Origin of the sequence: Ornithinibacillus gellani (assembly GCF_003730295.1) — a bacterium.
GTDB classification, from domain to species: Bacteria; Bacillota; Bacilli; order Bacillales; family Amphibacillaceae; genus Ornithinibacillus_A; species Ornithinibacillus_A gellani.
The window spans coordinates 341,553-357,813 of sequence record NZ_QTSZ01000029.1; the positions used below are offsets into that span (position 1 = coordinate 341,553).

General features: G+C 39.3%; 12 protein-coding genes. All 12 read right to left on the reverse strand.

Going from position 1 to position 16,261, the window contains the following annotated elements:
- Positions 1–2: 2 nt before the first annotated feature.
- The 12 genes from DX933_RS09680 to DX933_RS09730 all read right to left on the reverse strand — a co-directional run bounded on the left by DX933_RS09680 (position 3) and on the right by DX933_RS09730 (position 16,185).
- Entirely contained in the window at positions 3–953 is a 951-nt protein-coding gene (locus DX933_RS09680; protein ID WP_223805932.1) for an ABC transporter permease, read from the reverse strand.
- Positions 954–1,016: 63 nt separating this feature from the next.
- Positions 1,017–2,621 (reverse strand): extracellular solute-binding protein, encoded by a 1,605-nt coding sequence (locus DX933_RS09685; protein ID WP_123316231.1) that lies wholly within the window; start codon positions 2,619–2,621, stop codon positions 1,017–1,019.
- A 66-nt stretch (positions 2,622–2,687) separates the two neighbouring features.
- Positions 2,688–3,824: a Gfo/Idh/MocA family protein gene (locus tag DX933_RS09690; RefSeq protein ID WP_123316232.1), complete on the reverse strand. Its 1,137-nt coding sequence runs from the start codon at positions 3,822–3,824 to the stop codon at positions 2,688–2,690.
- A 437-nt stretch (positions 3,825–4,261) separates the two neighbouring features.
- Entirely contained in the window at positions 4,262–5,878 is a 1,617-nt protein-coding gene (locus tag DX933_RS09695) for an extracellular solute-binding protein (protein ID WP_123316233.1), read from the reverse strand.
- Between the two features lie 83 nt (positions 5,879–5,961).
- A complete protein-coding gene (locus tag DX933_RS09700) occupies positions 5,962–7,584 on the reverse strand; it encodes an extracellular solute-binding protein (protein WP_123316234.1) in 1,623 nt (540 codons plus the stop codon).
- 114 nt (positions 7,585–7,698) lie between these two features.
- Positions 7,699–9,207 (reverse strand): sulfatase family protein, encoded by a 1,509-nt coding sequence (locus tag DX933_RS09705; protein WP_123316235.1) that lies wholly within the window; start codon positions 9,205–9,207, stop codon positions 7,699–7,701.
- 421 nt (positions 9,208–9,628) lie between these two features.
- Positions 9,629–10,570: an ROK family protein gene (locus DX933_RS09710; RefSeq protein WP_123316236.1), complete on the reverse strand. Its 942-nt coding sequence runs from the start codon at positions 10,568–10,570 to the stop codon at positions 9,629–9,631.
- A gap of 58 nt (positions 10,571–10,628) precedes the next feature.
- Positions 10,629–10,796: a DUF6903 family protein gene (locus DX933_RS18440; protein ID WP_190279479.1), complete on the reverse strand. Its 168-nt coding sequence runs from the start codon at positions 10,794–10,796 to the stop codon at positions 10,629–10,631.
- Positions 10,786–12,960, reverse strand: coding sequence for a 1,3-beta-galactosyl-N-acetylhexosamine phosphorylase (gene gnpA / locus DX933_RS09715; protein ID WP_123316328.1), 2,175 nt, complete (start codon positions 12,958–12,960; stop codon positions 10,786–10,788). Before gnpA ends, DX933_RS18440 begins: the two co-directional genes overlap by 11 nt.
- 9 nt (positions 12,961–12,969) lie before the next feature.
- Positions 12,970–13,851, reverse strand: a complete 882-nt coding sequence (locus tag DX933_RS09720) for a carbohydrate ABC transporter permease (RefSeq protein WP_123316237.1) — start codon at positions 13,849–13,851, stop codon at positions 12,970–12,972.
- A gap of 12 nt (positions 13,852–13,863) precedes the next feature.
- On the reverse strand, positions 13,864–14,754 hold the full coding sequence (locus DX933_RS09725) for a carbohydrate ABC transporter permease (protein ID WP_123316238.1): 891 nt from the start codon (positions 14,752–14,754) through the stop codon (positions 13,864–13,866).
- A gap of 78 nt (positions 14,755–14,832) precedes the next feature.
- Positions 14,833–16,185 carry a carbohydrate ABC transporter substrate-binding protein gene (locus tag DX933_RS09730; protein ID WP_223805933.1) on the reverse strand — a complete coding sequence of 451 codons (1,353 nt, stop codon included), beginning with the start codon at positions 16,183–16,185 and terminating at the stop codon, positions 14,833–14,835.
- Between the last annotated feature and the right edge of the window lie 76 nt (positions 16,186–16,261).

A 16,261-nucleotide genomic window follows, 5' to 3' on the forward strand; every position in this document is an offset into this window, starting at 1 on the left:
CCTTACCATAAGCTGTTATTACTTACTCTTCTAGCTAAATAGTTTGCTGAAACGAGTACAATGATATTGATGACCGATTCAAACAAACCAACTGCAGTTGAGAAACTATATTGTCCCTCTAAAATACCCGTTTGATATACAAATGTTGCGATAACATCGGACGTTTCTGAGTTCAGATTGTTTTGCAAAAGTAATACTTTTTCAAAGCCGATTTGCATAAAGCTTCCCATGTTCAAAATAAATAGGATAACGATTGTCGGCATAATCGCTGGGATATTAATATGAAGAATTCTTTGCATTCTTGTCGCACCATCAACTTTAGCCGCTTCAATCAATTCAGGGTTTACACCAGCCAATGCAGCAAGATAAATGATGGTACCCCAACCTAATGATTGCCATTGACCAGACCAGACAAAGATATGTCTAAACCAATCAGGATCTGTCAGGAAGTTTTTCGACGTACCTCCAAAGAATTCAATAACATGGTTTATTAAACCAGTAATTGGGTCTAAAAAGGCAACAATCATACCAACAACAACTACTACTGAAATAAAATGTGGTGCATACGTTAAGGTTTGTGCCCATTTTTTAAATTTGCCGTAGCTTAGCTCGTGTAAGGAGAGGGCAAAAATAATTGGCAAAGGAAATAAAATAAGCATATATAAACTAAGTAACAATGTGTTCTTTAATAAACGGACGAAGTAATAGGAGTTAAAAAATCTTTCGAAGTGTTCAAATCCTACCCAAGGGCTCCCCCAGAACCCTAAATTCGCGATAAAATCCTTAAACGCAATTTGAATCCCGTACATTGGGATATAGTTAAAAATGAAGAAATAAATAAGCGCCGGCATTAAAAGAGCATATACTTGCCAATTCGCTGCAAAATGCTTTTTTAATGATGTTTTGGGCTTTCCATTCGGTAAAGCTTGACTAGCACTATTCTTTGAAGCCATCGTTTCCCCTCCTTGGATCATTTTGAATACAAAGGGGGGATAATCCCCCCACCGTAAGTTCTTTTATTTTAATTGTCTTTCCAAAGCAGTTTCTTTAATTTCCAAATATTTATCTAATCCCATATTTTCAATCTCTTTCACGTACGTATCCCATTTTGATAAAGGTTCCGCACCAGAAATGAATTTATCGGTCATTTCCGCCACATATTTTTCAATGTCTTTACCAAAGCCTTGCAGCTTGTCGTTTTCTTCCTTCGTGTACGTTAGGCTAGGCCAAATTTCGTCATCTGGGATCATATCTGGCTTCAGCAAGTCTGCTGCCTCTAAAGATTGTGGAGCACTTGCCACTCCTTGGAATAGGCCTTCTTTAACCATAGAAGGGAAACCGCCACCTGGGAAAGTGAGATATTTTGCTGCTTCCTCTTCAAATGTCAACCCATCTTTACTGTTGGTGATATGGTCCATAAATTGAAGTGTGCCATCATCAGCAACTGTGTACGTTTCATCCTCTACCCCCATGAAGAACAGCTTCATGCCTTCTTCACCGTAAAAATAGTCAATCCATCTTACTGTAGCTGCTGGGTACTCATTATTACTCGTAATCACAAATGCCCCCGGACTCATGACCGGATCACCGATTTTATTCAACGTCTTATCCCCATGTGGCCCTTCAAGTGTTGGCATACCAACAAAGTCTTTACCATTTTCTTTGGAAGCGACCTCTTCAGGTGCAAACCAAACAACACTTCCATATTTCCCATCACCTAGGTTGGTAATAAATTGATGGTGATCAATGGAGAAAATATTTTTCTCAATTAAACCTTCACTATACAGCTTATGCACATATTCAATCAGCTCTTTGTAACCGTCAGATGTAGGATAGAAACGAATATCTCCTGTTTCCGGATCCTCATCTAGGTATAGGTTGGAGCCACCCTTTGTGGCTAGACCGAATGATCCCAGTAGATACTCTGTTAACGTATCGATATATGGACCACCAAATGGTACTTCACCTAACTCTTCTTTCACAGCTGTTAAATATTGATAGAACTCATCGGTTGTTTTCGGCATATCCATTCCCAGCTCATCCAACCATTTCTTATTAATAAATGGACGTGCTTGGATTCTATGAGAAGCAAACTCCGGGTCACTAATAAGTGGGAAAGAATAAATGTTTCCATCCGGCATGGTAATAGCCTTTTTAATAACCGGGTTTTCATCTAAAATCTTTTTAAAATTAGGAGCATATTTATCGATTAAATCATTTAATGGGACAAATACGCCTTGCTCTCCATACTTTGCTAAATCTGATACTCCAATTTGCGCACTATGGAAGGCATCTGGTAGGGAGCCGCTTCCTAATGCCAGGTTACGTTGTTCTGCAATGGAATCATGTGGAACCATTTTCCATTTGATGTTCATGTTTGTCATGTCTTCATACGTATTAAATATCAATACATCATTCCAGTCTGGATTTGTAGCAGGAGCCTGACCTGCAAAAAATTCCAGGTCTACTTCTTCGTTTACAATCGGCATGTCCTTCTCATTTAAAATTTCCAATTCTTCATCAGATGGACCATCCGCCTTCGGCTGCTCCTTGTCTTTACTACATGCAGTAAATAAAAATAATGACGCTACCAACACTAGAAGCAATTTTGTATATTTCACTTGGTTACCCCCCAATTTTAATAGATTAAATGGTATAGATTACATATCCGTTTGTGCGATTTTCCATTATGTAGGTCGGTTAACTTCGATGACCTTTCCATTATTCCTAATTGATTCAGTTGCTGCACAGCCGACAGCGACACTCATTCTTCCATCCAGCGGTGTTGGAATAGGTTCCTTACCATGTAAAACCAAATCGATAAATTCTTTACATATAACTGGATCTGCCCCGCCATGTCCACCTTCTGCGGGTTTGATGTCATACGTTTGATCAGAAAATTCTTCCCAGGAATTTGACTTTCTAGTCTTCACATATACTTTTCCATCTGGCTCAGAATTTTCCATCCTTCCTTTTGTACCAATAAACGTATAATTCCGGTGGTAATCAGGTGTAAAATGACATTGTAAATAAGATGCTTTAATCCCATTTTCCAATTCCATAATAACGACATTATTGTCCTCAACATCAATTTCTTCCCTAAAAGCGCATTCAATTAAAGTTCCAGGACTAGCCTCTGTACAAGTATCTCTAATATCACATGTTGGACAAGTGAGGTCATTCGGTTTGTCGCCACCATAGAAGCTTAAACTGCCAAACGCGGACACTCTTTTTGTATAAGCGCCAGCAATCCAATGGATGATATCAATATCATGTGAGCCTTTTTGCAATAATAGGGAAGTAGTATTTTTGCTTAAGCCATGCCAATCATGATAATAAAAATAGCCCCCATAGCCGACAAAATGGCGAACCCAAACTGCTTTAATGTCACCAATGACACCGGAATCGACAATCCCTTTCATCGTTTGAAACATTCGCATATAGCGCATATTGAAGCCCACCATCAAATGTTTACCTGTCTCTTCGGCTGTTTTCATAATGCGATCACAGCCCGCCTCAGTAATGGCAAGCGGTTTTTCGCAATAAACATGTTTACCTGCCTTTAACGCAGCAACAGCATGTTCCTCATGCAAATAATCAGGTGATAAAATAGCAACTGCATCGATATCATCACGCTTCAATAGTTCTACATAGCTGTCTGTTGTAAAACAGTCGGAAGTAACCTTTTCCTTAAATTTCTCCAGATTCTCTGGATTAATATCAGCTACACCAGTGATAATCGACTCCCCTTCCGGTTGATGCCAGTGCTTGGCAATACCACTTCTTAGGCCAGTTCCAATAATCCCCATTCTTACTTGCTTCATAATCCACCTCCTATTCCCATATTGACGAAATAGTCAAATGGGATTTTCTCTTTTCATATTTAAAATTTATGAAAATTAAATATAAAACCGCTTACAAATTAAATAAAAAAAGAAAACATGTTTGAAAAGATATAAACTTGTCATAAAAACGTTGCAGCTTTATTAGCAAAAAGCCTTATGCTATACTGGTTTAGGAATAGATTAAAGAACTCTCTAAACGAAAACCACAAGATTCAGAATATGAACACTACAGTTAATAAGTTAAACTTTGTTAAATTAACTTATTTAAATATTAGCAATAACAAACCATAAAGTCAATGTAATTTTTTTAGTAAATTATTTAATAATCTTTATTTTTTTACACTTTATGCCTATTAAATCGTGATGAATCCTCTCATGAAATAAAGAGTGGGATTTTCCCACTCTTTATTTCATTATTATTGTTCAACTTGTCTTTCAATTGCGGCCTTCTTTATTTCCATGTATTCATCCAAGTTCATTTTATCCAGCTCTTTTACATAGCTATCCCATTTGGAAAATGGTTCTGTTCCAGAAATAAACTTATCCCGCATTTCCTGAACATACTTTTCAATATCTGCACCAAAGCCCTGCAGCTTCTTGTTTTCCTCTTCTGTATGAAGCAGTGGTGGCCAAAGCTCCTCCACAAGGTCATCCTTCAGCTTCTCTGCTGCTTCGACAGAAACATCAGAGTTTTCTGCACCACGGAAGTATTCTTTCTTCACCATTGTTGGGAAGCCTCCACCAGGGAAGGTAAGGAATCTGGAAACTTGCTCAGAGAACGGCATATCAGGATCACCAATAACTTTATCTGTATACTCTGCTTCACCTTTGTCGTTTATCTCGTACGTGTCGCCTTCTATTCCCATGAAAAACATTCTAATTCCTTCTTCACCATAGAAATAATCAATCCATCTAACCGTTGATGCTGGATTTTCATTTTCTTTCGTAATTGCAAATGCACCTACACTTCTTACCGCACTCTTTAAGTTAACAAACATTTTATCTCCATGTGGACCTTCTAAAGCAGGAACACCGGTATACTTACTTCCTACTTCTTCACCCATTACTTGTGTTGGACTATACCAAACCGTACTGCCATATTTTCCTGCTGATGAATTAGCTAAATACTGTTCGTGTTCAATGGAGAAGATATTCTTTTCGATTAGACCTTCTGTATACAGCTTGTTAAGGTATTCCAATAGCTCTTTATATTGGTCAGAAGTTGGATAAAACCGATAATCTTCTGTTTCTGGATCTACATCGATATACCCAACCTGTCCACCGCGATTTGCGACTCCAAATGCACCACGTAGGTTGTCATATAAATGACCAATAGTTGGTGCACCAAATGGAACCTCATCTACTTCTCCATTACTTGGTCCCTCTTCCTTCACTGCTTTCAAATACGCATAAAATTCCTCTGTAGTTTCCGGCATATCCATGCCCATTTCATCCAACCATTCTTCATTCACATACATCATTGGAGCAGTGTTATAGGATAGAAAGTCAGGATCCCCCATCGTTGGGAACGCATAAATATTCCCATCTGGCATCGTAATTGCTTGTTCTATTTCTGGGTATTCTTTCATTAAAGCCTTAAAATTTGGAGCATACTTGTCAATTAAATCATTTAATGGAATTAATACTCCCTGCTCCCCATATTTCATCAATGTCGAGCTGCCAATAAATGCACTATGAAATGCATCTGGTAAATTCCCACCACCAAAGGCTAGGTTCAACTGTTCCTCAACCGATTCATGTGGAACCATTTTCCAGTTTACATCTACATTTGTCATCTTTTCATATTCATTAAAAATCAGTACATCATTCCAATTATCATTGGAGGCAGGATCATTTCTAGCAAAAATATCTATTTTAATTTGATCTTTAACGATTGGAAAACCAGTTTCATTTAAGTTATCTAATTCGTCATCGCTCGGACCCGTAAATTCCTCTTGTTCTTTTCCGCCACAAGCAGCTAGCATCATAAGGACCATGATGGACATGAGTATAAGTAGTCTTTTTGCTTTCATTGCATCTTCCCCTTTTAAAAAAGTGTATAAAGCGATGAGTGGAAAAGGGAAAGGAATATCCCCTTTTCACTCAAATAGATGAATCAATCTTCAAACTGTCTTTCAATAGCTTGTTTTTTAATTTCCACATATCTAGCAACATCCATTTTTTCTAGTTCTTTCACATAATCTTCCCATTTACTTAATGGCTGGTCGCCGGAGATAAATTTTTCACGCATTTCTGCTACATACTTCTCAATATCTGCCCCAAATCCACGAAGTTCATCATTTTCTTCCTTTGTATGCGGCATCGCAACCCAACCATCTTCTACTAAGTTATTGCTCAGTTTTTCCGCAGCATCAAGGGATATGTCAGAGCTTTCCGCACCTTGGAAAAATTTCTCTGAGGTCATCGATGGAAAGCCACCCCCGGGAAATGTTAAGTATTTAGCAAGCTCCTCTTCAAAGCTTAATCCATTCTTGCTATTCATAATATGATCCATGTACACAAGGCTACCATCTTCTTTTTCTTCATAGGTTTCTCCCTTTTTACCCATGAAGAAAAACTCCATTCCTTCATCCCCGTAAAAATAATCTACCCAACGAACGGTCGCCGCTGGATTTTCATTTTCACTCGTTATGGCAAAGGCACCAGGGTTCAGAACAATGTCATATAAACCTACCCATGTTTTATCACCATGAGGTCCTTCCAAAGCAGGCATCCCTACATATTGACTGCCGACCTTTTCTCCCATAATTTGTGTTGGACTGTACCAAACAACACTGCCATATCTGCCTTCCGATGAATTAGCGAGATATTGATGATGATCAATGGTAAAGATATTTTTTTCGATAAGTCCTTCACTATATAATTTATTTAGATAAGTTAGCAATTCCTTGTATTCATCTGCAGCTGGATAAAATCGATATTCTCCAGATGATGGATTTTCATCAATTAATCCGACTGAAGTACCTTTATTGGCTAATCCGAATGAGCCTAGTAAATACTGGTATAATGAAGAAACATTCGGTCCACCAAATGGGACTTCATCCACCTCTCCATTACTAGGACCTTCCTCTTTAACCGCTTTCAAAAATTGATAATATTCCTCCGTTGTCTCAGGCATATCCATGCCTAATGCATCTAACCACTTTTTATTTATAAATGGTTTTGGCCCCACTCGATACGATAAAAAATCCGGATCGCTCATCAATGGGAAGGAATAAATATTCCCATCTGGCATCGTAATTAGTTTTTCTACCTCGGGATATTTTTCCATTATTCTTTTAAAATTCGGTGCATATTGATCAATTAAGTCGTTTAAGGGAATCAACAATCCCTGTCCCCCGTACTTCATCAGGTCAGAGGCCCCAATGGATGCACTATGAAAGGCATCTGGTAAATTCCCACTACCAAAAGCCAAGTTTCTTTGCTCCTCCAGTACCTCATGAGGTACCATCTTCCACTTGATTTCCATATTGGTCTGATCTGCATATTCATTCATGATCATGACGTCATTCCAATTTGGATTCGTAGCCGGTGCTTGCCCTGCAAAAAAGTTCAATGTAATCTTGTCCTTCACAATTGGAAAGTCCTGCTCATTCAGGTTTTCCAATTCCTCATCACTTGGTCCGGAAAAATCATCCTCTTTTTTCCCACTGCAAGCTACGGTAAACAACAGAAAAATCATCAGTAAACTTACAATTGAAAGCCTAACATACCTCAATGCATACCCTCCCTATTATGATTGCTTCCCTCTTCCAAATTTACCTCTATTTTCACAATGACAGCTTGGCTGCGTTTTCGCCGGCAACACCTCCTATTCGAATCGATTGGGAAGTCATGCCCCCCAAATTCTCGGCATTGGCATTGGTTCTTTCCCTAATTCTGCCCAAATATATTTAAGAAGTAATTCTTGTTTCAAAGCTTGATAATCCGGGTTATCCCACAGATTATTAAATTCTCCCGGATCCTTCTGTAAATCAAACATTTCACCATAGGTTTGATTATAATAAACTGTTATTTTATATCGCTGATCGACATATGTTTTTTGGTGAATCGTCGTTGGTTCATGGTGGAATTCGCAAATAATGTGATCCCTTGCTGATGGCGATTCCCCAGTCCATACAAGGCTTTGATCTACACCAGTCATTTGTCTCGGTACGCTTATATTCGCAAAGCTTAAAAAGGTTGGTGCCAAATCGACGAGGGATTGCATCGCTTCGGATTCTTTTCCAGCGGGAACTCTTCCTGGAAACCGGACAATAAATGGCAGCTTAATTAAATCCTCATAATGAAAACCGCCCTTATATTGCAGTCCATGCTGTCCGAAGAAATGGCCGTGGTCGGTTGTGAATACAACAATGGTATTGTCTGCAATCCCTAACTCATCCAGCTTATCAAGGATTTTCCCGATATATTTGTCCATCATACTAATCATGCCGTAATAGGTGGCGGTAATTTCTTTATGTCTTTCCTCCGAAATGGTATGAGAATGGTAACCATGTGCGCCTTTTTTCGTTTCGTTATAGGCGGAAAAATCAGGATTATCTTCCTGCGTCATTTGAAAATGTGGCGGGTTCTGCTTATGCTCTCCTGGTTTTCCCTTTGGTATTGTTAATTTCTCTGGATCATACATTGTATCCCATGGATCTGGAACCAAATATGGTGGATGCGGATCAAAAAAACTAGCCCACATAAAGAAGTTTTCATCCTTTTGCACATACTCTTCCATTTTGTGATTCGTTCTTTCAGCAATCCACGTATTGTAGTGAAATTCTTCCGGGATTGGCCATGTATGCTCTTGATTGCGATCCATCGTACCAGTTGGATCAACAAAATAATCCCGCCAGTTTGTACAGCCTTTTTCCTCCATCCATAGTGCGTAATGCTGCCCTACATGCGCCTCATTCGTATGATTCCGCGCAAGCTCAGCGTGTTCAAACCCGTAAAACTTGTTATTGAAGCGCTTCCAAAAATCCAAATCCTGTAGCAATGGATAAGATTCAAGTGAAGAATATTCTTCCGTTTCCCGTAGTGGTTGAAAATGGGCTTTGCCAATTAGTGCAGTACGGTATCCATTGTCCAGGAAATCCTCACCGACTGTATGCCGATCCTCCATTAATTTCGTACCAAGTGTCCAGGCACCATGCTGACTCGGATATTGCCCGGTAATGATGGATGCACGTGTCGGTGTACAAGTTGGATTCGGACAATAGGCACGTTTAAAGGTGGTGCCTTCCTTTACCAAGCGATCCAAGTTAGGTGTCGAGATTTCCGGGTTAAACGCACCTATCGTGTCAAAATGCTGCTGGTCACTCGTAATTAGTAAAACATTTGGTCTTTTCAATGAAATAACCTCCAGATTAACCGTTGTACGATACCGTATACAGGCATGACAAAACAAAAATATGTACTTCAAAACATGATGTCCATCCCTATTTCTAGTATAAGATATTCATTAGTTAATTTAATTATCAAAATTATACATCTACTAAAAAGTTTAGTCAATACCTTTTAGACTATTGCCAATCGGGTGAATTCTGTAAGTGCAATAGCAGCGTGACATGATCAAGAAAAAATAAAAAAAGAATGCCATCACACAGCATCTTTTCAAATAGAATAAACAGGCTATATGCACGTAGGCATTTTTTGATACGAGGATTTACAATACATGCTTTCATCGCGGTCTGTTTAGAAAAACGCGAAACAAAAAATCCCTTTTGCCATCCTTTACGGTAGACAGAAGGGATTTCTATTATCTATGCAGATTAATCTTCGGCTAATGCACGCAAGCCTGCGCCAATGATACCTTGATTATTACCTAGTCGACTAATGCAAAGTTCATTTAAAATATGTTTTTGCTCGTCTATTAACAAAGCATCCAGTTTTTCCTTGATTTTTTGCAATAAAACAGGGTTATGGGTAGCCACACTTCCCCCAAAAACAATTTTATGTGGATCAAGCATACTATTAATCATGTAAATACCATGTGTCCAGGAATCAATAGCCCCATTTACTAGGGTGATTGCTTTTTCATCGCCCTGGTAATACAACTGGAACAGCTTTTCAGCCGTCATATCCGTTGAATGGAACAGCGCCTGTGCATGTCGTTCCAGTGCAGGACCTGCAGACGTTTTTTCCAAGCGTGTAACTGCAGAACCAAAGACGCTATGTTCCTCTGTATGTGAATGCCCAATTGTTTCATTTGGTGAAGTGACCGGCACAAGTCCAAGCTCTCCAGCAAAGCCAGCACCACGGATAAACTCACCATTTTGAATAATTGCTGTTGAAATACCGGTACTAATTGTCATGTAGACAAATAAACCTTCATCCAAGCCAGCATCCTTCCACTCTGCAAAGGCAGCCATGTAGACATCATTATCAATGACAACCTTCCCAATACCGAGTGCTTCGCGAATTCGTTCTACAAACGGGAAGTTCTCCCATGGCAAGTTGTTTTGAAAAACAGCAATACCATTATCACGGTCAATTTTCCCTGGAACACCTGCCCCGATTCCAGTAATTTGATTAAACGGAATACTACAATGATCCATCAACTGTTGAACACAAGCTACTACCCGTTCAAACATTTTTTCCCGATCACTTGGGTCACTAGGTACAATCTCTTGTTGGATCAAATCGCCTGCTTCATTGATGATACCACATGCAATCGTTGTACCCCCAATGTCCATTCCAATCGCATATTTCATACTTCTCTCTCCTTCATAACAAGCAGGCGGTAATGATCCGCCTGCTCCAATAAACGTGTCAAACAAATTTTCGGTTGTAATTCCATAACAACACTAATAAACCGGATAGGCCAATCAGCTGAGCCAACAAGTACATTTTTCCAACTGTACGTTGACCATAAATCACAAGAAATAGACAGAAAAAGAAAAACAACACCTTTAGAACTGGTAAGATTTTATCCTTCATGTCCATCTTCCTTCCACGTAATTTCTCCTGGCTGCAACGTCAATTCATAGCTGTTCCCTTTGCCATCAAATACAGTTGTCTTTTGTTCGGTATCTGCATTATTCAAAACAGCATATTTGCCAATTGATGGGTAGGCATGAACCTCACAATGAACATTTGATGCAAACCATTTTTCCAGCTCAGACTCTTTATTTGCAGCATAGAATAGAGCACGTTGTAACAATCTTGCATTGTCATGGCTAAATGGTAAACCAGCAATGTAGACCCCGCGTCCTTTTCCAAATGGTGAACTGGAGAGCTGCACACTGTCTTCGGAATATGCAATGATTTCCGTCTGCTCATCTAGCGCATAAACGTATTTCATCCCTTCTCCAAAATCATAGTCAGCTGTTTGATCAGCCGTAATGAAGTGAGAATCTACTCTTTCTGTAAAATATTTGTTCGTTGATAGACTAAAGCCTAGTTCTTTATCCACACCAAGTACGTTAGCCAATTGGAAATAACGACCTTCACGATGTACAGCTGTTGGTTCACCAACACCTACAAACCCACCGCCCTGATCAACCCAAGAACGAATGGCAGTTAGTACTTTTTCATTTTTCCAATGATCACCACCGGAAAATGCTGTATCCGCATCTCCTGCATTAATGATGACATCAATATCAGCAGGTACGCCATCCTTCGCAATATCATCGAAGCTTAGGAAAGTGACGTCAACTGCCATACCACTTAATGCTTCTAAAATTCCATGATATGAATATGCTTGGCGATACCATTTGCCGTGTGCGACGATAAAGTTTTGCCAGGTCCGCAGCTTACCCCATGCGTTCAAAACTGCTACCTTCAGTCCGCTATATGGTTTTACACCGTTGATAGTGTCATATATTTCACGGAACTCAGCTGTTACATGCTCCACATAATCTACAAATTTAGGGAACTTGTATGCCAGGCTTAAGTACCCACCATATCCAATTCGATCAAGCGGCTTACGCATTAAAGCACGTCTTGCTGTTAACCAATTATCACGTGCCTCTACAACTGGGTCATTTCCCTCATAAAAAGTATCTGGGAAAAAGTACGGTAAAAAACGACCTTCTGTATATTTCACATGTGGAATATCCGCTATAATGCGTAGTGTCGTACCATCCCCAACACTACCAACAACTGCATCTAATCCTGCATCCTTGAAGTAGTCACCATATGGTTCAGTACCAATCCAGTTATCACCAAGGAACATAATTGCTTCCTTACCAGCATCATGAACAAGATCGACTAAATCCTTCACTTCTTTAGCTACGAATTGTTGGATAAAATCGATATAATCCAAATAGGCTTTAGAAGGAACACGGAAGGTCGTATTGTAATAGCCTTGATCGACTATATCTTCCGGACGTAGACGGTAGCCTTTCGCTTGTTCGAATGCTTCTAATGCTGCTACGGAAACACTTGCACCATAGCCAAACCAGTCTACAAATTTTTCTTTACCTAGATTATTAAACACGAGCGTAAAATGATAGAAAAAGGTTGTGAAACGAACGACATCAACTGCCGGCTGTTCCTTTAACCAGCCTTCTAGGTAATCTTTAATATATTGATTCGCATGTGGCTGACGTGCATCAAATGGAATATCATGTGGCGCATCGCCCCAATCATTCGTTATATGATTGTACATATGCGTTGGATCCCAAATCATATAAGCCAGGAATGATACCGTATATTCATGCCAAGGAATTGCATGCTTGATAACGAGTTCATTTGTTTCTTCTTTTACTTCCCAAGCATCTGCTGGTACAACCTCTCCAGTTGTTCGGTCCATAACTTCCCACCATTTTTTTGGATCATGGCGGTAATCCGGTGAAATCTGATCCTCAAAATAGCCATTCAAAAAGTCAATTACCAAAGTTGATTCTTTCGCTGTATAGTAACGGGACATTAAATAAAGCTGCTGAATCTCTTCTGGATGCTGCTCGATAAAATCATTATGATTACGTGCAACGAAATAAGTGGAATAGATTTTAGCATCTAATTGCTTTAACTCATCATCCAGCTTTGTGCCATCGCTATCACGAATCGCATCTGCACCCCATCGGGTCATTAATTCTTTTGTCTCTTTCAAAAAGTTTTGTTCGGTCGGTAATGTAACACGTCCTGTAGTTCGCTTCATTATAGACACCTATCCTTTCACTCCACCAACTGTCATTCCTTGTGTAAGTCGTTTTTGAACCAAAATGTACAAAATCAATGTTGGCAACATAACAATTACCATACCGGCATACATCGGTCCGTAGTTTACTGCGGCCCGCTCAGCTGCCATTAAATTCAACAGCCCAACAGGCAATGTCTTATTATCACCAGGCATGAGCGTCAATGCCAGGATATATTCATTCCAGAAGAGCAAGAAGTTAAATAGAATGACGATAACGATACTTGGCATCGCAATTGGGAACATGATTGAAATCATTGTTTTATAATAACCTGCTCCATCAATACTTGCCGCTTCTTCAAAATCAGATGGCAAGGTTTGGAAGTAACTTGATAATAAAAAGATGGTAAATGGTAATGCCGTAGACGCATAGATGGTCGCTAGTATAAATCTATTGTTCAATAACATCCCATCACCGAACATTACCTTAAGAACAGAATCCCAATCCAAAAGCATCAAGAAGATTGGTACTGCAATGTAACTCACGTTAATAAATAAGCCAGCCTTTACAAAAGAGTTTAAAAGGGATCTTCCACGAAATTCAAACCGAGAAAGAACGTATGCTGATGGCAAAGCAACAACCAGCAATATGAGCAGTGACAATCCGGTAACAATAACAGAGTTTAATAGATAGTCACCCATTTTCGCATCAACAAATGCCTCTACAAAGTTTTGAAAATAAAATCCATCTGGTAATGTCCAAGGACTACCATAGAATTCTTTATTCTCTTTAATAGAAGCTAGGAACACCCATGCAACCGGAATTAGTATCGTAATTACGAGCGCAATAAGTGTCACATAAATAAATATCTTATATAACGTTTCCGTACGCATGCCTTTTGACTTCTTCATTATGAAACCTCCTTAATACTCGAGCACATCGCGCTTTGTGATCCGACTGACAATCGCTGCGAGTGCAAATGAGAAGGTAAATACCACTACACCGATAGCCATACCATAGCCATATGTTGAGTTTCCGTATGCTTGGGAATACATATAGGATAGAAATACTTCTGTGGATCCATCAGGTCCCCCGCCTGTCATCGCCTTCACCAGTAGAAAGCTTAGGTTAATGGTACTAATAATATAAAAGGTTAATGTGGTTCTGATGTTATTCCAGATCAAAGGCAGTGTGATGCTGGTAAACTGCTTAAACTTGCCAGCTCCCTCTAATGAAGCAGCTTCATAATAACTTTCTGGAATACTAGCCATACTTGACATATACATCACCATATAATAACCAATTGCCTGCCAGATCAATGCACCAGCAATACTGTAAATGATAATGTCTTGGTTACCAAGCCACATCTGTTTAAAGGTATCTAATTTTAGTACGCCAAATACACTATTCAACAAACCACTTTTCGCATCATAAACAGCAGAAAATATCCCCGCGATGACAACGATGGATAAAATATTTGGAATATAAAATATAACCCGGAAGAAGTTACCACCAACGACCTTTTCCTTCGTTAAAACAGCTGCGAAGAATACAGCAAAGATGATGGTAATAATTGCCACCAATACGATTAACAGGACAGAGTTTTGAAATGATTGAATGAAGTTCATATCATTCCAAAGCAATTTGAAGTTGTTAAAACCAACAAACTCCTTCGTTTTAGAAAAACCGCCCCAGTTGTAAAGTGACATACGAAAAACTTCTATCGTAGGCAATACCATAAATAAGGTAAACAAAATAACCGCTGGTGACACACAGATAGCTATAAATATATTTCTTGATCTCTTCTTGCTCATCAGATTGCACCTCATTTCAACAATAGATAAGGCGGCAGCTCCAACGCTTCTGCCACCTTATCCAATTTCTGCTACTTATTATTTCATTGCTGGACGTAGCTTATCACTTACTTCTTGAATTGCTTTTTGCCATCCTTCAACGGTAAGCTTTCCACTCATGATACTATCTACTTTTCCGTATAGTTCATCGGAAATGCTTGCACCAGGAACTGGATCTGTAGAAGCGAATGTACCCATTGCTGGTAGTGCACCCTCTTCATAAATGCCGTAGAATAGCTTTTTCTGTTCGTCAAGCTTGTCTACATTACCCTCGATTGGCTGTACTGCGCCAGCCTCTAAGAAAATATCAGATGCTTCATCAGAATATAGGAAGGAGATGAATTCCTTCGCTGCATCAATGTTTTCTGCTTCTTTTGGAATCCAGATTTGTTCAAAGAAAGTAAATGCATACTGATCTCCGCCTTCTTCAAAAGCAGGAACCGCTGTCATACCCCATTCAAAGCCATCTGCACGTGGTGCTTCTTTCATTTCATCTACAACCCAACTACCGTTTGGCATAAATAGTGCTTCGTTATCCAATACAAGCTGTTGGTTTTTCGTAAAGTCATTTGGGTTTGCGTTTGCTACTGTGTTTGGATGTGTATATTCAGATAGTTTTTCAACTGTTTCTAGTACACGCTTTGCTTCATCTGTCTGCCATGCGCCTTCTTCATAAGTCATTGCAGATGTAAATAGTTCTGGACCACCTGAAGCATAAAGTAAAGAACCGATTAAAGTATCAAAGTATCCTGCGATAGGATATGTGAATAAAGCAATTCCTTCTTTATCTGCTTTTTCACCTAGTTCCCACATTTCATCCCAAGTGGTTGGAACTTCCCAGCCCTTTTCTTCAAACAATGCTGCGTTGTAGAAAAGTCCTGTCGGGCTATAGAACATTGGTGCTAAATACATTTCTCCATCATCATATGGATTGGTTGCCAATGTGTCTGTAAATCCATCCAATAATTTGTCCTGTACTTGAACCTCTTCGCCAGGAACTGTCATCGTAAGTACATCTGAAAGATTTTCTACACCGTTTTCTTTGATTAATGTTTCAGTCAAAGCTTCTTCACGGCTTGTTGCTAGCATGAAAATGTCAGGATAGTTTCCTGCTTGCATTTCTGGACGGATAACTTCCTCCAGGTTTTTAGCAATCGTTAAGTCCACTGTGACATTTTCATTAATACCTTCATATGCTTTAATAATGTTTTTCCATACGTCCGCACCATAAGCAGACTCAAGTGCTGCTAGATGCAAGGTTACTTCCTTGTCACCGCTTGAAGAATCTTTATCTCCATCATCCTTCTTACTATCATCAGAGCTGCCGCCACATGCTGCTAGTACAAGGATTAAACCTAGTGACAAAGCCAAAAGATATTTTTTCATCTTCATGTTTAATGCCCCCTAAATATTATTAACTACATGTTCATCTTACTAAAATGAAAAGCGCTTTCACAATTGACATATT